The 14,494-nt window shown below is 72.7% G+C and carries 17 protein-coding genes, 1 tRNA gene and 1 pseudogene; 6 read left to right on the forward strand and 13 right to left on the reverse strand.

The window, feature by feature from the left end:
- Window positions 1-43: 43 nt before the first annotated feature.
- Window positions 44-337 (reverse strand): Dabb family protein, encoded by a 294-nt coding sequence (locus ACH4ZA_RS10435; RefSeq protein ID WP_319279612.1) that lies wholly within the window; start codon window positions 335-337, stop codon window positions 44-46.
- Window positions 338-367: 30 nt separating this feature from the next.
- Window positions 368-544, reverse strand: coding sequence for a hypothetical protein (locus ACH4ZA_RS10440; RefSeq protein WP_173985603.1), 177 nt, complete (start codon window positions 542-544; stop codon window positions 368-370).
- A 547-nt stretch (window positions 545-1,091) separates the two neighbouring features.
- Between ACH4ZA_RS10440 and ACH4ZA_RS10445 the strand changes: the two genes are divergently transcribed.
- Entirely contained in the window at window positions 1,092-1,328 is a 237-nt protein-coding gene (locus ACH4ZA_RS10445; RefSeq protein WP_319279611.1) for a hypothetical protein, read from the forward strand.
- Between the two features lie 120 nt (window positions 1,329-1,448).
- Here ACH4ZA_RS10445 and ACH4ZA_RS10450 read toward each other — a convergent pair.
- The 4 genes from ACH4ZA_RS10450 to ACH4ZA_RS10465 all read right to left on the reverse strand — a co-directional run bounded on the left by ACH4ZA_RS10450 (window position 1,449) and on the right by ACH4ZA_RS10465 (window position 3,151).
- Window positions 1,449-1,533: transfer RNA gene (locus ACH4ZA_RS10450), tRNA-Ser, on the reverse strand.
- 58 nt (window positions 1,534-1,591) lie between these two features.
- Window positions 1,592-2,023, reverse strand: coding sequence for a tRNA adenosine(34) deaminase TadA (gene tadA, locus ACH4ZA_RS10455; protein WP_319279610.1), 432 nt, complete (start codon window positions 2,021-2,023; stop codon window positions 1,592-1,594).
- Window positions 2,024-2,073: 50 nt separating this feature from the next.
- Window positions 2,074-2,610 (reverse strand): hypothetical protein, encoded by a 537-nt coding sequence (locus tag ACH4ZA_RS10460; RefSeq protein WP_319279608.1) that lies wholly within the window; start codon window positions 2,608-2,610, stop codon window positions 2,074-2,076.
- Window positions 2,611-2,953: 343 nt separating this feature from the next.
- The gene (locus tag ACH4ZA_RS10465; protein ID WP_319279607.1) at window positions 2,954-3,151 is read right to left on the reverse strand and encodes a hypothetical protein; all 198 of its coding nucleotides are present in this window, start codon (window positions 3,149-3,151) and stop codon (window positions 2,954-2,956) included.
- A gap of 166 nt (window positions 3,152-3,317) precedes the next feature.
- On the opposite strand from ACH4ZA_RS10465, the gene upp reads away from it, so the two are divergent.
- Window positions 3,318-3,953, forward strand: coding sequence for a uracil phosphoribosyltransferase (upp, locus tag ACH4ZA_RS10470; RefSeq protein ID WP_319279606.1), 636 nt, complete (start codon window positions 3,318-3,320; stop codon window positions 3,951-3,953).
- 175 nt (window positions 3,954-4,128) lie between these two features.
- On the opposite strand, the gene ACH4ZA_RS10475 is transcribed toward upp, so the two are convergent.
- Both ACH4ZA_RS10475 and ACH4ZA_RS10480 read right to left on the reverse strand, forming a co-directional pair.
- Complete coding sequence (locus ACH4ZA_RS10475) at window positions 4,129-4,809, reverse strand: LytR C-terminal domain-containing protein (protein ID WP_319279649.1); 681 nt, start codon at window positions 4,807-4,809, stop codon at window positions 4,129-4,131.
- Between the two features lie 260 nt (window positions 4,810-5,069).
- The gene (locus tag ACH4ZA_RS10480; protein WP_004943146.1) at window positions 5,070-5,366 is read right to left on the reverse strand and encodes a type II toxin-antitoxin system VapB family antitoxin; all 297 of its coding nucleotides are present in this window, start codon (window positions 5,364-5,366) and stop codon (window positions 5,070-5,072) included.
- A gap of 133 nt (window positions 5,367-5,499) precedes the next feature.
- Between ACH4ZA_RS10480 and ACH4ZA_RS10485 the strand changes: the two are divergent.
- A pseudogene (locus ACH4ZA_RS10485) lies at window positions 5,500-6,273 on the forward strand (helicase HerA-like domain-containing protein); the annotation flags it as partial.
- On the opposite strand, the gene ACH4ZA_RS10490 reads toward ACH4ZA_RS10485, so the two are convergent.
- From ACH4ZA_RS10490 to ACH4ZA_RS10510, 5 genes are all read right to left on the reverse strand, one after another.
- Window positions 6,248-6,463 carry a hypothetical protein gene (locus tag ACH4ZA_RS10490; protein ID WP_398428897.1) on the reverse strand — a complete coding sequence of 72 codons (216 nt, stop codon included), beginning with the start codon at window positions 6,461-6,463 and terminating at the stop codon, window positions 6,248-6,250. The pseudogene ACH4ZA_RS10485 and the gene ACH4ZA_RS10490 overlap by 26 nt on opposite strands.
- 189 nt (window positions 6,464-6,652) lie before the next feature.
- On the reverse strand, window positions 6,653-6,787 hold the full coding sequence (locus tag ACH4ZA_RS10495) for a hypothetical protein (protein WP_319279605.1): 135 nt from the start codon (window positions 6,785-6,787) through the stop codon (window positions 6,653-6,655).
- Between the two features lie 56 nt (window positions 6,788-6,843).
- Window positions 6,844-7,167 carry a hypothetical protein gene (locus ACH4ZA_RS10500; RefSeq protein WP_398428834.1) on the reverse strand — a complete coding sequence of 108 codons (324 nt, stop codon included), beginning with the start codon at window positions 7,165-7,167 and terminating at the stop codon, window positions 6,844-6,846.
- Window positions 7,168-7,618: 451 nt separating this feature from the next.
- Entirely contained in the window at window positions 7,619-8,257 is a 639-nt protein-coding gene (locus ACH4ZA_RS10505; protein WP_398428835.1) for an HhH-GPD-type base excision DNA repair protein, read from the reverse strand.
- A 24-nt stretch (window positions 8,258-8,281) separates the two neighbouring features.
- Complete coding sequence (locus ACH4ZA_RS10510; RefSeq protein ID WP_398428836.1) at window positions 8,282-9,016, reverse strand: siderophore-interacting protein; 735 nt, start codon at window positions 9,014-9,016, stop codon at window positions 8,282-8,284.
- 74 nt (window positions 9,017-9,090) lie between these two features.
- Here ACH4ZA_RS10510 and ACH4ZA_RS10515 point away from each other — a divergent pair, with 74 nt between their 5' ends.
- The 3 genes from ACH4ZA_RS10515 (at window position 9,091) to ACH4ZA_RS10525 (ending at window position 14,494) form a co-directional block, all read left to right on the forward strand.
- Window positions 9,091-11,340 (forward strand): penicillin acylase family protein, encoded by a 2,250-nt coding sequence (locus ACH4ZA_RS10515; RefSeq protein WP_398428837.1) that lies wholly within the window; start codon window positions 9,091-9,093, stop codon window positions 11,338-11,340.
- A gap of 199 nt (window positions 11,341-11,539) precedes the next feature.
- Window positions 11,540-12,148: a GNAT family N-acetyltransferase gene (locus ACH4ZA_RS10520; protein ID WP_398428839.1), complete on the forward strand. Its 609-nt coding sequence runs from the start codon at window positions 11,540-11,542 to the stop codon at window positions 12,146-12,148.
- A gap of 327 nt (window positions 12,149-12,475) precedes the next feature.
- Window positions 12,476-14,494 carry a copper resistance CopC/CopD family protein gene (locus ACH4ZA_RS10525; protein ID WP_398428841.1) on the forward strand — a complete coding sequence of 673 codons (2,019 nt, stop codon included), beginning with the start codon at window positions 12,476-12,478 and terminating at the stop codon, window positions 14,492-14,494.

Genomic DNA, 14,494 nt, shown 5'->3' on the forward strand with positions numbered 1-14,494 from the left:
TCGTGGACGGTGGGTGGCTCAGACCTCGTGGACGGTGGGCGGCTCAGACCTCGTAGTCGGCGACCACCCACGTGGCGAACTCCCGCCACAGCGCGACGCCCGCCTGGTGGGCCGGGTGCTCGAGGTACCGCTTGAGGGCGTCCGCGTCCTCGACCGCCGAGTTGATGGCGAAGTCGTAGGCGATCGGCCGCTCGCTGATGTTCCAGCCCAGCTCCCAGAAGCGCAGCTCGTCGATCTGCCCGCCCAGGCCCCGGAAGGCCGCCTCGCCCTGCACCACCCGGGGGTCGTCGCGCTCGACGCCCTCGTTGAGCTTGAACAGGACCAGGTGGCGGATCATGGGAACTCCCGGTGCGTACGACGGTCTCGGCTACCGCGCCCCGTCGGCGAGCCAGGTGAAGAAGTCGCCGATGGCCTGGGCCGCGTCCGATATGCCCTCGAAGCCTATCTGGACGTAGTCCGCCGCCTTCGCCGGGTCCGTGATGATCACGTACAGCACGAACACCACGAGCACGTAGACGGCGATCTTCTTGGCGTTCACCGCCACCTGGCCTCCCCTGTATGTGGCCGCTCGGGCCCCGCTGACGGCGGCGAGTGTATCCGTAAGTGCGATTTACACACCGCTTTTGATCGCGTGCGGCGCGTTCGTGAACGCTTTCTGCGGCGGAGTCGTACCGCCAGGGCTTGTTCCGGCTCGTCGTCTTCGCCGGAGCGACCAGCCGGCCGTACGGCTCAGGAGCAGATGCCGCGCGAGGAACGTCGTTCCGGGTACGGCCCGCAGCGTCAGCGGACGGACCCGGGGACGGCCGACACGAAGTCCCACGCCGGGACGCCGAGCCGTGGACTGCCCTCACGGCTCGTGGACCCGTCGGCGGGGATGCCCCGTAATCCTGCGGTCCATGAGCAGGGCGCCCGCGGCCGGCCTCTGCCCGCTCCTTGCGGTCTTCTCGGCTCAGTGCCTGTCGGTCATGCTTGCCGACAGGCACTGAGCTGGATTGCCGTTCGCTTTGGGGCGCAGGTCGCGGCGGGGGGAGCGCATCGTGTCACGCAGAGGACAACCTGTTCGTCGTCGACGGGCCCGACATGAACCACGCATGGAAGACGTATGCGAACAGCCGTCCAGCAGGCTGATCATGATGGCGGGATGTGGCGGCCTCGCCACTCTGGCCGCCGCTGCCGTCTTCTCTCCGGAGTACGCCAGGAAGATCACCCGGCGATTCGATACGTCCAAGCCACTCGCGTTGATCCTCTCGGTGGAGGACATGAACGGTTACGTGGCCAAGCCCAAGATCGTCGCTTGGAAGCATTTCACCCGGCCGACCGGCGACTGAACCGCCGCCTGCTCGCGAACTGTCAGGGTGGCGACGGAACCGAGACGGGAACTGAGACGGGAACCGAGACAGAAGCAGAAGGGGCGTCCGGTTCGATGAACCGGACGCCCCTTCTATCTGCGGTAGCGGAGGGATTTGAACCCTCGGTGACTTGCGCCACACTCGCTTTCGAGGCGAGCTCCTTCGGCCGCTCGGACACGCTACCGAGGGAGACCTTACAGCAAGGTGGGGCCCGCTTTGAAATCGGTTCTGCGGCGAGTGGATCAGCGCTCGCGGAAGAAGTCGGTGAGGAGTTCCGCGCACTCCTCCGCGAGCACGCCCTCGATCACCTCGGGCCGGTGATTGAGCCGTCGGTCGCGGACGACGTCCCACAGGGAGCCGGCCGCGCCCGCCTTGTCGTCGCGGGCGCCGTAGACGACCCGGTCCACCCGCGACTGCACGAGGGCGCCCGCGCACATCGTGCACGGTTCGAGGGTCACGACGAGCGTGCAGCCGGACAGCCGCCACTCGCCGGTCGCCTCGGCCGCCCGCCGGACGGCCAGCACCTCCGCGTGGGCCGTCGGATCTCCGACGGCCTCGCGTTCGTTGTGGCCTCGGGCGAGGACCGTGGCACCGTCAGGAGCCAGCACCACGGCGCCGACCGGGACGTCTCCGCCCCGGGCGGCCAGCCGGGCCTCGTCCAGGGCGAGCCGCATCGCGGCCCGCCAGGGGGCGCGTACGGGGTCGGCCGGCGCCTCCGGTGCCGTCAGCGGACCGTCTCCAGGACCGCCGAAGCGCCCAGGGCGTCGGCGATCTCGGTGAGCGCGTCGTCGGACAGCCCCTTCAGTTCCTTCTCGCTGACGCCGAGATCGTCGAGGATGCCGGCGTCGCCGACCGGGCCGTGCGGCACGGCCTCGGCGGAACCGCCGCTCGTGGCGCCGTCGGAACCCTCGTCCTCGTCGTCGTCCTCACCGTCCTCGGTGCCGTCGAGATCAAGGGCGTCCAGGTCGTCGTCGTCCGGATCCCTCCCGAGCAGTTCGTCGGTGAGCAGGATCTCGCCGTACGAGCTGCGGGCGGCGGCGGCGGCGTCGGAGACGTAGATGCGGGGATCCTCCTCACCGTCGATGCGGACGACCCCGAACCAGGAGTCCTCCTGCTCGATCAGCACGAGCACCGTGTCCTCGTCCGGAGACGCCTCCCGGGCCAGGTCGGCCAGATCCGACAGGGTCTCCACATCGTCGAGCTCCGTGTCGCTCGCTTCCCACCCGTCTTCGGTGCGCGCGAGCAGTGCGGCGAAGTACACCGTGACTCTCCCACTGGTCCTAGGCGTGCCGGTTGGGGGTCCCCCCGGCGGAGGTTGTCTGGGCGGAGAGCTCGGGCTCCGAGCCCCGCCCACTCGGAATCGTGGCAGAAACAAGGCGTTCAGGGGACGTCTTCGGCTCCCTGTGTCCGGTGGTTTTGATCGCACGTCCGCGGTCACGTCCGTGCGGGACTCACCAGCGCACTCGTTGCCGCCACGAGCGGATCGTACGCGGCTTTCCCGAGAGGCCACGCACGCCCGCCCCACGGGACACTCCGCGCGACACCCGTGACGGTGGTGATCTTCCCCGTATGCCCCAAGTCCGGTACGCCGCCGCCCGCCGGGACTACCAGCGGAACGTGCGCATACGCATCGCGTGGCGCAGGCGGGCGGTCTTGGCGCGTCGCGGCTGGACCCGGTCACGCAGTTCACGGGCCTCGGCCAGCTCGCGCAGGAATCTGGCGCGGCGCCGGCGGCGTTCCGCGTCGGTCTCGGGCGGCCTCGTCGGCGGGTCGCCGTCGGTCGGGTCGGGCAGGTCAGGCATCAGCACACCACCCCGGGTACCCCGGTCCGTCTCCATATCCGCCTCCCACTTTCCCTCCGATGGGCGGCGCGACGCCAGCGAACGGCCCACGCCGGGGAAAGTTCGGGGGAAAGGTTCACCGAGTGTGGGGACGCCGGGCAGGACGGGCCCGGTTACTGTTGTCGACATGCGTCTCCACGTCGTCGACCACCCTCTGGTCGCCCACAAACTCACCACGCTGCGCGACCAGCGCACGGACTCCGCGACCTTCCGCCGGCTGGCCGACGAGCTGGTCACCCTGCTCGCCTACGAGGCCACGCGGGACGTGCGCACCGAACAGGTCGACATCACGACGCCGGTCGCCTCGACCACCGGCGTCAAGCTCTCCTACCCGCGCCCGCTGGTCGTCCCGATCCTGCGCGCCGGCCTCGGCATGCTGGACGGCATGGTCCGGCTGCTGCCGACGGCCGAGGTGGGCTTCCTCGGCATGATCCGCAACGAGGAGACGCTGGAGGCGTCCACGTACGCCACGCGCATGCCGGAGGACCTCTCCGGCCGCCAGGTGTACGTCCTCGACCCGATGCTGGCCACCGGCGGCACGCTGGTCGCGGCGATCCGCGAGCTGATCCGGCGCGGCGCCGACGACGTCACGGCCGTGGTGCTGCTGGCCGCCCCGGAGGGCGTGGCGATCATGGAGCGCGAGCTCGCGGGCTCTCCGGTCACCGTGGTCACGGCGGCCGTCGACGACCACCTCAACGAGCACGGATACATCGTCCCGGGCCTGGGCGACGCGGGGGACCGGCTGTACGGGGCGGCGGAGTAGCGCCGTCGTCCCGACCACAGGAGACCGTCACATCGAGATCCTGACGTCGAGATCCTGACGTCGAGATCCTGACGTCGAGGATTCTCACGTCGGATCTCACGTCGGGGATGTCTGCGGAGGATGCTGACGCCGCAACCGGGCGGCCGGGACCTGCCGACGGTCGGCGATGGGGCCGTCAGCAGCCCTTCTTCTTCGTGGTGGCGCCTGCCGTCGGGTGCGGGGCGCTCAGCGCCGTCAGGGCCTTGGTCGCCTCCGCCTGGCTGGTGAGGGCCTTGAAGCCGTTGCCGATGATCAGGTCGACCGCCGTGCCCGCGCGCGCGGCGTCGGTGCGGCGCTCGGCGGTGACGAGCTGCGTCGCGAGGACCGGCAGCGAGGTGTTGAGCGAGGACGCGGGACCCAGCAGCATCCCGGTCCCGGCGACCTTCTTGTCGTACTGCTTGGCGGCGTTGCCCACCTCGCCGATCTTGAAGCCGCGTCGCTTCAGCTCGTCAGCGGTCGTCTTCGCGAGGCCGCTGCGGGTGGTGGCGTTGAAGACGTTCACCGTGATCTGCGCGGGCTTGGGCACCGCACCCGCACCTGCTCCGGCCGGATTGCCCGCACCGGCGTCGGTGCCCTTGGCGGCGGACGCCGACGCGGAGGCCGCGGGGCCCGCCTTCGTCGTGTTCTTCGGGCAGCCGTCCGCCGCCGTGGCGGTGCCTCCGCCGCCCGTGAAGACGTCGATGAGCTGCAGGGTGCCCCAGCCGGCCACGCCGAGCACGGCGCCGCAGGCGACGACCACGACGGCAAGCCGGCCGCGTCGACGATGGGGACGCATGCGGGGGTATTTGTCCCCCGTGATCCGGTACTTGCCGCCCATGCCGGGGGGAGTCAGCATGCTCATGGGCGCAGCGTAGTGCGCCCGGGCGGCCGTGACTAATAAACGATCATCCGACACCGCGCGGGGCGCGGGAATGAACCCGAAAGGGTCAATCCGGAGGGCGCGGCAGGCCGGGTCGAGGCCCTGCCGGAGGCGCGACGAAACCCGGCGGCGACCCGAGAAACCGACGAATGTCCCGCCGAGGTCCGACGGAGGCCTGGCAAAAACCTGCGGAGGTCCGGGCGACGGCCCGGCCGGGCTCAGTCCAGCTCGAGGACGCGGGCGTGCAGCACCTGTCGCTGCTGGAGCGCCGCCCGCACCGCGCGGTGCAGGCCGTCCTCCAGGTACAGGTCGCCCTGCCACTTCACGACGTGCGCGAACAGGTCGCCGTAGAAGGTGGAGTCCTCCGCGAGCAGGGTTTCCAGGTCGAGCTGCTGCTTGGTGGTCACCAGCTGATCGAGGCGGACCGGGCGCGGCGCAACGTCCGCCCACTGCCGGGTGCTTTCCCGGCCGTGGTCGGGGTACGGCCGGCCGTTTCCGATGCGCTTGAAGATCACACGGAAAGCCTACCGGTCCCGACGTTCCGGGCGCAGCCATGGAGACGGAGTGCGACGCTGGAAAAGACATGATGAACGGGGGTAAAAGGGAACGATGGGCTGCCGATGAGCGAGCCGACTCGCGCAGGCTGACATCGCCGCCGGGTACGCCTTCAGCGGACCCGCCCTCGACCTGGGCGCCCTGTTGTGGGACGGGACGTGTCTGCCCGAGTCCCCCGTCCGCATCCCCCTCCCCATGCTGAACAGGCACGGTCTGGTCGCGGGCGCCGCCGGCACCGGGAAGGCCAGGCGCTCCAGCTGATCGCCGAGCAGCTCTCGGCGCAGGGGTGACGGTGTTCCTGGCCGACGTCAAGGGCGATCTGTCGGGAATCTCGGCGCCGGGGCAGGGGGACGACCGGGTGTGCGGGCAGGCCACGGAAGTCGGCCAGAAATGGGCGGCATCGGGTTTCCCCGCCGAGTTTGCACGCCCTCGGCGGCCTGTCCACAGCGACAGCCGCCGCCGGGGTGATCCTGCGGTAGCTCACCGCCTTCGAGGCGCAGGGCATGGCGAGCTTCTTCGGCGAGCCGGAGTTCGACACCGCCGAGTTCCTGCGCATGGGGCCGGACGGCAGGGGGACCGTGTCGGTGCTGGAGCCGGCCGCCGTCCATGACAAGCCGCAGCTCTTCTCTACCTTTCTGAGGTGGCTGCCGGCCGACCTCTTCCGCGTTCTTCCCCCTTCTCCGCCGACGCCTCGAAGGCGTTCCTCGACACCGTCACGCAGACGGTCCAGCTGCTCCGCTCGAAAGGGGTCGGCGTGTTCTTCGTCACGCAGCCCCCAAGGGCGAGCCCGGCGACGCCCTTGCCCAGCTCGGCAACCGCTTTCAGCACGCCCTGAGGGCCTTCACCCCTGACGGTATGCACAGGCTGTGGACAGAGAGTCGGCGTTCGGGAAGCTGTCCGCAGCGGTAGCCGCAGCCGCTGCCCGGCAGCCGCTGCCCGGCAGCCGGTAGCCGGACGGGCGTACCCCGTCGGCCCCGCCGGCGCCGGCGCCGGCGCCGACGCAGACCAGGACGGCGACGGCGACGGCGGCATCGAGGAGTGCCCCCGTCTCGGCCACCCATCCGGCTCCTTCCCCGGCCGAGCGCGACCCGTCCGTCGTGGAACAGGTGGTGAGCAGCGGAAACCTCAAGTGGCTGGCCCGCTCGGTCGGCACCCGGCTCGGCCGGGAGATCACCCGCTCCCCCTTCGGTACGTCCTGCAGAAGGCGCTGATTCCTGACGGGGCCGAGACCGGGGCCGATGCGCTGCTACCGCTCCCGGTGGCCCGAAGGCCTCTGCGGGCGGGTCGGCTGCTGGGCGGGGGGCTTGGGCGCGGTGCGGTCGGTGCGGGCGGCCTCCGCGCGGAGCAGGGCGCGCAGGACGGCGTACGGGTCTGTGGGCATGGTGATTCCTCGCAGGGTGCAGGTTGCTTGCCGACGGTTCCGGGGGACGGCACCGGTCAGCAGCGCAGGATCACCGTGCGCAGCAGGGACGAGGGGTGCGGGCGGTGCGGGAGTCGCGGATCCCGTCGCGGCGGGGGGAGCGGCCGGGCGGCCGGGTCGCCCGGCGGGGGAAGGGCAGGCCGCAGGGGGGCGGCAGCGGAACGGTGGAGGCAGGAGGCCGGGCGCAGCGGGGGGTCGAGGACGTCGTGCTCGACGGTCTCCGAGGCGGCGGCCGGGGGCGCGGCGAACCCGGTGGGAGCGGTCGGCGCGAGCAGGACCAGGAGCACGACGAGCACGCGCAGCCAGGTGTGGCTGCGCGGGTGCCTGCGTGCGGTGCTCATGGGAGGTCATCTCCCCGCGACACGCCCGGCGTTCAGCATGCCGGGCGGCAGAATCACCTGTTCGGAGCAGGGATGCACGGAGGACGAAGGCGCGGGATCCTGTTTCGCGACCGGCTTCCCGGCTTCCCGGCTTGCCCGGCCGTGCCTCCCGGTTACCGGGCTGCTTCCGGGGCTTGCGGTCGGGCTTGCTTCGAAGCCGGCTTCCGGGAATTGCTGTGGGGAGTGTTTCGAAGCCGCTTTCGCGGGCTTGCCAAGGGGAGTGTTTCGAAGCCGCTTTCGCGGGCTTGCCAAGGGGAGTGTTTCGAAGCCGCTTTCGCGGGCTTGCCAAGGGGTTTGTTTCGAAGCCGGTTTCGCGGGCCGCTCATCGGATTGCTACGAGGCCGGTTCCCCACGTTGCCGCCCCGGTTGCCTTCCAGCGGTTCCTCAGGCCGCCGTCCGGGCTACCTCGCGGCTACTTCCCGGCTGCTTTACCGGCTTTACCGGCTTTACCGGCTTTACCGGCTTTCTCGGCCTTGGCGGCCTTCGCCGCCGCCTTCATCTCCTGTTTGTGCGCCCGGACCTTGCTCAGCGACTCCGGGCCGGTGATGTCGGCGACGGACCGGAAGGACTTCGGCTCGCCGTAGGAGCCTGCCGCCTCCCGCCAGCCCGTGGGCCGCACGCCGAGCTGTTTGCCCAGCAGCGCGAGGAAGATCTGCGCCTTCTGCCGGCCGAACCCGGGCAGTTCCTCGAGGCGCTCGAGCAGTTCCCTGCCGGTGCCGACGTCCTTCCAGACGGCGGCCGCGTCCCCGTCGTAGTGATCGACGAGGTACTGGCAGAGCTGCTGGATGCGCTTGGCCATGGAGCCGGGGTAGCGGTGGACGGCCGGTTTGTCGGAGAGCAGCGCGGCGAAGGCCTCCGGGTCCTGGACGGCGATGTCCTGCGCGTCGAGGTCGTCGGCGCCGAGCCGGTCGGCGATCGTCCGGGGTCCCTTGAACGCCCACTCCATCGGGACCTGCTGGTCCAGCAGCATCCCGACCAGCGCGGCGAGCGGGGACCGCCCGAGGAGCTCGTCGGCCTCGGGATCCTGGGAGAGGTGAAGGGTGACGTCCATGGGTCGATGATCCCGCCTGGGCGGTCAGTCCGCGCGCCAGTACCCCAGGGCGTGCACGCGTTCCTTCGCGACGCCCAGCTCCTTGCGCAGGTACGCCGACAGCGTCCTGGTGGTGTGGGTGTCGCAGGCGATCCAGACGTACGGATCGGGGGTGGCCCCCAGCCGTTCGGGCAGCTCGGCCCTGACCCGCTCGACCAGCTCCGCGCCGGAGTCCCGCCGGGGCACGTGCCGTATCTCGTGGCGGGCGGGGTCGGTCCGGAAGGGCAGGCCGTCTGCCTCGCCCTCGAACCAGACGGTGGCCGGGAAGGAGCCGAGCGCGCCCTCGCCCTCGCCGAGCAGTGAGTTGATGGCCGGCAGCGAGGCCGGGTCGCCGATGACGAGGACGTGCGAGGGAGCCGGGGCGGGCGGCGCGAAGCCGGTGCCCTGGAGGGTCGCCTCGATGGTGTCGCCGGGCACGGCCGCCCGGGCCCAGTCGCTGGCGGCGCCGTCGTGCAGGGCGAACTCCAGGCTGAAGGAGCCGGCCGCCGGGTCGGGGTCGACCAGCGTGTAGGCCCGCTGGTGCGGCCGGCCCGCGTTGTCGAACCAGAGCCGCACCCACATCGTCGGGTGGACGCCGGTCGAGGCGAGCAGTCCGCCGTCCGACACGTGCAGCCGGCGGTAGTCGCCGGTGACGTCCTCCGCGTCTGTCACGGTGAGGGTGAAGTCCTTCGCCCGCATCAACTTGAGGACCGCGCCCTCCCAGCCCCGCCCCTGTGCCATGCCTTCTTCACCTTTCACGTACGATTCCGCAGTTACTTAGGAAAGCCTAACCTTATGGGAAGTGGGGCCGCAGGGTGACCACCGAGATCTACCGCGACGCCTGGGGCGTCCCGCATCTGCGCGCCGCCGACGCCCGGTCGCTCGCCCGCCTCCAGGGGCTGGTCACGGCGCGGGACCGTGCCTGGCAGCTCGAGGTGGAGCGGCACCGCGCGCGTGGCTCCTCGGCGTCGTTCCTCGGCCCCGACGCTCTCTCCTGGGACCTTCTCGTGCGCCGGGCCCGCCTCGACGACACGGCGCGACGCTGCTTCGACGACCTGGTCAGGCGTGACCCCGAGACGGCCGACTGGACGCGCGCGTACGTCGACGGCGTCAACGAGGGCCTGCGGGAGACGTCCCACGCCGGCGTCGCCCCCGAGTTCGCGCGCGTGGGCCTCGCGCCCGGCCGCTGGGAACCGTGGACTCCGCTGGCCGTCTGGCTGGCCACCCACATCCTGTTCGCCGGGTTCCCCGCCAAGCTGTGGCGCGAGGAGGCCGCCCGGCATCTCGGCCCCGAGGCGGTCGGGCTGTTCGCCACGGACGGGCCCGGCACCTCCGGCAGCAACGGCTGGCTGGTCGGCGGCGACCGCACGGTCACCGGGCAGCCGGTCATCGCCGGCGATCCGCACCGGTTCGTCGAGGAGCCCGGCGTGTACCAGCAGATCCGGCTGGCCTGCGACGAGTTCGACGTCGTCGGGCTCGCCGTCCCCGGCGTCCCCGGCATCGCCCACTTCGGGCACACCGGCACGGTCGCCTGGGCCATCACCAACGCCATGGCCGACTACCAGGACCTCTACCGCGAACGCCTGCGGCGCACCGGCGCGGGCGTCGAGGCGCTCGGCCCGGACGGCGGCTGGCGGCGGGTGGCCCGGCACACCGAACTCGTCCGGGTGGCGGGGGAGGAGCCCGTCGAGGTCGAGGTGCTCGAGACCGAACGGGGCCCGGTGATCGCCGGAGGACCGGAAGGCCTGGACGACGACGGCGCCCCCGGGACCCCGGCCGCCCCCAGGACTCCCGGCATCCCCGGAACCCCTGGTACCGCTGGCGGCCCCGGGACCCCCGGGACCCCCGGAACCCCCAATCCCCCCGGCCGGCCTGACGGACTTCCCGGCGACGTCGCCGGCGCGGGCCCCGACGACGACGTCTTCGGCGCCCCGCTCGCGGTGAGCCTGCGCTATCCGCCCCGCGTCACCTCCGACCTCGGCTTCCAGGCCCTGCTCCCGCTGCTGCGGGCCCGCCGGGTCGCGGACGTGGACCGGGCCTTCGACCAGTGGGTCGAGCCCGTCAACGTCGTGCAGGCCGCCGACACCGAGGGCGGTCTGCTGCACCGGGTCGCGGGCCGGGTGCCGCGCCGCGCCGCTGCCAACGGCACCCGGGTCGTGCCCGCCTGGGAACCCGGCCACGAGTGGACCGGCTGGCACGAGACGCCCCGCGCGGGGCTGACCGACGGCGTCGCGGTGATGGCCAATCAGCGAGGCCCGGCGGCGGGGCTGGGCGTCGAGTTCGCCGCGCCGCACCGCGCCGACCGGATCCGGACGCTGCTGGCGCGGCGGCGGAAGTGGTCCGCTTCCGACATGGCGGCCGTCCACACGGACACCCGTCTCGCGTCCGCCGAGCCCCTGCTGGAACACGTGTCCGCGCTCGACGGCCTGACCGGCCCGGCCGCCGCACTGCGCGAGCGGCTGCTGCGCTGGGACCGCCGGATGGACGCCGACAGCGAGGACGCCGGCGCGTACGCGGCCCTGCGCGGTGCCGTCGTCCGCCGGCTCGCCGCGCACCCGGCCTTCGCCGCCCTGACGGCCCCGCCCGCCTACCCCGACGTCCTCCTCCCCTGGCTGGCGCTCCTCCCGCGGATCGGATTCGCCCTCGAACACCTGCTGCGCGCCGAGGAGTTGTACGGGGTCGACCGGTCGCGGCTGGTGCGGGAGGCCCTCGAGGAGACGGCCGGGCAACCGGCCGCCCGCTGGGGCGACACCCACCGCCTCGCCCCCTGGCGGGCGCTGCCGGACCCCTCGTACCGGGGACCGGCTCTCGCGGGCGACCACGACTGCGTGCTGTCCACCTCGTCCGTGCCCGGCGGGACCGACCTCGCCGCCCGCGGCCCCGCCGCCCGCTACGTGTGGGACCTGGCCCGCCGCGAGGACAGCCTGTGGGTCGTCCCGCACGGCGCGTCCGGCGTCCCCGGACACCCCCACCACCACGATCAGCTCCCCTTGTGGCTCGAGGGCGCGCTGGCTCCCGTCGTCACCGACTGGGCGCTGCTGAAGAAGGAGAGCGACCATGACTGAACGTTCCGTATCGGACCTTGACCGTTCTCTGCCGGTGAATGGTCGTTCCGTTCCGGAAGATGCTCCCGGCGAGACCCGCGGGACACCCACTGGGACACCCACCGGGACACCCACTGGGACGCCCACTGGGACAGCCCCCGCGACGGCCACCGACGCAGCCTCCGCTACCTCCCTTGCGACCGCGACCGCGACCGCCCCCGTGCCCGCGACCGCCCCCGCGCCCCCGTACGTGCACCGGCAGACGGTCGGCGGGTTCGGCGCCGTCGCCATCCGTCCCGTCGTCGCCGACGCCGACGCGGACGTCCTCCACGGGTGGGTCCGCGAGGAGCGGGCCGCGTTCTGGGGCATGAACGGCCTGACGCGGGACCAGGTCGCGGACGTCTACGCGCACATGGCCGGCCTCGACACCCACCGGGCCTTCCTGGTCGAACTGGACGGCGCCCCGGTCGCCCTCCTCCAGACCTACGAGCCGACCGCGGACCGGGTCGGCGACTGCTACGACGTGGCCCCCGGCGACCTCGGCATCCATCTGCTGCTCGCGCCGGCGGACGCGCGGGGCGCGCGCAGCGGCTGGTCGTCGGCGCTGATGGGCGTGCTCGCCTCGTACGTCCTGCTGGTCCTCGACCGGCCGCGGGTCGTGGTGGACCCCGACGTGCGCAACGAGAAGGCGATCGCCCGCTTCCTGCGGCAGGGCTTCGAGGCGGGCCCGGTCGTCACCCTGCCCGAGATCGACCTGCCGGACGTGTATCTGCCCGAGAAGACGGCCCAGCTGGCGTTTCTGCGCCGGGAGGTAGCCTTCCCCGCGTGACGGCCACGCCCGCCCCGTGAGGCGGCCGCGAGGTGAACCGGATGGCCTGTGCACGCGTACGTATCCGCGAGTACGCGGGTCTCGGATTCTCGAGCAAGACGGAGCGGTGACGTGAGCGAAGGGCGCGATGGCGGGCGACCCCAGGGCCGGCACGGCGACGGGCCCGGACCCGACGGCGCACGCCGCAGTCGGCTCGGCGGCGGACTCGACGGTGATCCTTCAGGCCCGTCCCGTCGCGGGTGGGTCGGCGGATGGTTCGACGGTCGGTTCGGCGGTCGGTTCGACGGCGGGCCGCGCGTCGGCCGAAGGCGGCGGTTGCAGGGGCTGATGCTGCTAGGCGCGGTACTGGTCCTCCTCGGCCTCGGCGGCGGACCGGCCTCGGCCCACGCGGCCCTGCGCGGCGCCGACCCGGTGGACGGAAGCGTCGTCAAGACGTCCCCCGGCTCGATCACCCTCACCTTCACCGAGTCGGTGGGCCTGCTCGACGACTCGTTCCGCGTCTTCGACCCCGACAACAAGCGGGTGAAGACGGGCGCCGCGGGGCACGCCGACGGCCGCGCCGACACCGCGCGCGTCACCCTGCCCCGCAAGCTCGGCACCGGCACGTTCACGGTGGCCTGGCGCGTGGTGTCCGCGGACAGCCACCCCATCGCCGGCGCCTTCACCTTCTCCGTGGGCAAGCCGTCCGCCATCCCGCCGGCCCTGCCCAGCACCTCGGTGGAGGACCCGGCCACCAGCGGTCTGTTCAACATCGGCCGCTACGTCGCCTACGTCGCCGCCGCCCTTCTCATCGGCACCGGCGTCTTCGTCGCCGTCTGCGGCCCGCCGGACGTCCGCCCCCTGCGCAGGCTGCTGGTGGCCGGCTGGTGGGCGCTCGCCGGATCGACGGTGTGGCTGCTCCTGCTCCGCGCCCCTTACGAGACCGGTGCCGGCCCCGCGCAGGCCCTGGACCTCCCGGGCCTCAGCCGCACCCTCGGCACCCGTCCCGGCCTGGCCCTGGTGGCGCGGCTCGTGCTGCTGGCGGCGGTCGCGGCCCTGCTCCTGCGGCAGCGCACGCTCCCGCAGGGGCAGCGGCCCTCGCGCGCGTCGCTCGTGACGGGCGGCGCGCTGGCCGTGGCCCTGACCCTGACCTGGGCCGCCGCGGAGCACGCGTCGGCCGGCATCCAGGTCCCGGCGGCGATGACGTCCTCGGTGCTGCACCTGCTGGCGATGGCGGCCTGGCTGGGCGGTCTGACAGCCCTGCTCACCCTGCTCCACCGGGCGTCCGTCCCCTCGTACGTGGTCACCCGCTTCTCCCGGACGGCCGGCCTCTCGGTCGTCGTCCTGGTCGTCACCGGCGTCTACCAGTCCTGGCGCGGCCTCGGCTCCGCGTCCGCGCTGACGGACACGACGTACGGCCGGGTCCTGCTCGCGAAGCTCGCCGCGGTGACGCTCCTGCTGATGGCGGGGGCGTGGTCGCGCCGCACGGTCCGCGACGCGACGACGCCGAGGAAGACGACGGCGCCGAAAACGGCGAGGACGTCGACGGGGCCGAAGACGGCCGGCGCGGTGAGCGCGGCGACGACACCGGGGAACGTGATCACGGAGTCGGCCCGTGCGACGGAGGCGACCGGGACGAGTGCTTCGACCGAGGCGGTCGCGAAGCGGGAGTCCCGCGTGCCGCAGCCGGTGGGAGGAAGGGCAGCCGAGGCGGCCGACGCCGACCGCACCGCCCACCGGCCCGGCGCCCGCACCGACGCCGGTTCCGATACCGCTGCCGACGCCGACGCCGATGCCGGTTCCGACGTGCACCCGCCGCAGGCCGACGACGGTACGGACACCCGCCCGACGGCCGCCCGCGAGCCGGTCGACCCGCGCCGGTCGCTGCGCCGGTCCGTGCTGGTCGAGGTCACCGTCGCGGTCGTCGTGCTCGTCCTGACGACCGTGCTCACCGGCACCCTGCCGGGCCGGGCCGCGGCCGAGGCGGCGACGCCAGGGCAGGACGCCGGACTGCCCGTGGCCTCCGTGACCGACGTCCCCTTCGCCTTCGGCTCACCGGGCGTCAGCAACGTCCGGGGCAAGGTGCAGGTCACCCTCGACCCGGGCCGCGTCGGCGACAACAACCTCCAGGCGGTCGTCTACGGCCCCGACGGCGGCTTCGTCAGCGTTCCCGAACTGCGCGTCTCGTTCACCCTCCCCGACCAGAACGTCGGCCCCCTCGACGCCAAGGTCACCGACAGGGGCGGCTACTGGGGCGCCACCGCCGTCAACCTGCCCATCCCCGGGGAGTGGGAGATGAAGGTGACGATCCGGGTGTCGGAGGTCGACCAGGTGAGCGTGACGAAGCCGGTCCGCATCGAGCGCTGA

The organism is Streptomyces sp. NPDC020597, from assembly GCF_044335095.1.
Taxonomy (GTDB): Bacteria; Actinomycetota; Actinomycetes; order Streptomycetales; family Streptomycetaceae; genus Streptomyces.

Coding starts and splice junctions, on each gene's coding strand:
- upp (WP_319279606.1), top strand. CDS start 3,318: ATGCGTCTCCACGTCGTCGACCACCCTCTGGTCGCCCACAAACTCACC.
- ACH4ZA_RS10510 (WP_398428836.1), bottom strand. CDS start 9,016: ATGGCACAGGGGCGGGGCTGGGAGGGCGCGGTCCTCAAGTTGATGCGG.
- tadA (WP_319279610.1), bottom strand. CDS start 2,023: ATGCGGCTCGCCCTGGACGAGGCCCGGCTGGCCGCCCGGGGCGGAGAC.
- ACH4ZA_RS10445 (WP_319279611.1), top strand. CDS start 1,092: ATGGAAGACGTATGCGAACAGCCGTCCAGCAGGCTGATCATGATGGCG.
- ACH4ZA_RS10500 (WP_398428834.1), bottom strand. CDS start 7,167: ATGAGCACCGCACGCAGGCACCCGCGCAGCCACACCTGGCTGCGCGTG.
- ACH4ZA_RS10505 (WP_398428835.1), bottom strand. CDS start 8,257: ATGGACGTCACCCTTCACCTCTCCCAGGATCCCGAGGCCGACGAGCTC.
- ACH4ZA_RS10525 (WP_398428841.1), top strand. CDS start 12,476: ATGCTGCTAGGCGCGGTACTGGTCCTCCTCGGCCTCGGCGGCGGACCG.
- ACH4ZA_RS10465 (WP_319279607.1), bottom strand. CDS start 3,151: ATGCCTGACCTGCCCGACCCGACCGACGGCGACCCGCCGACGAGGCCG.
- ACH4ZA_RS10475 (WP_319279649.1), bottom strand. CDS start 4,809: ATGGGCGGCAAGTACCGGATCACGGGGGACAAATACCCCCGCATGCGT.
- ACH4ZA_RS10495 (WP_319279605.1), bottom strand. CDS start 6,787: ATGCCCACAGACCCGTACGCCGTCCTGCGCGCCCTGCTCCGCGCGGAG.
- ACH4ZA_RS10435 (WP_319279612.1), bottom strand. CDS start 337: ATGATCCGCCACCTGGTCCTGTTCAAGCTCAACGAGGGCGTCGAGCGC.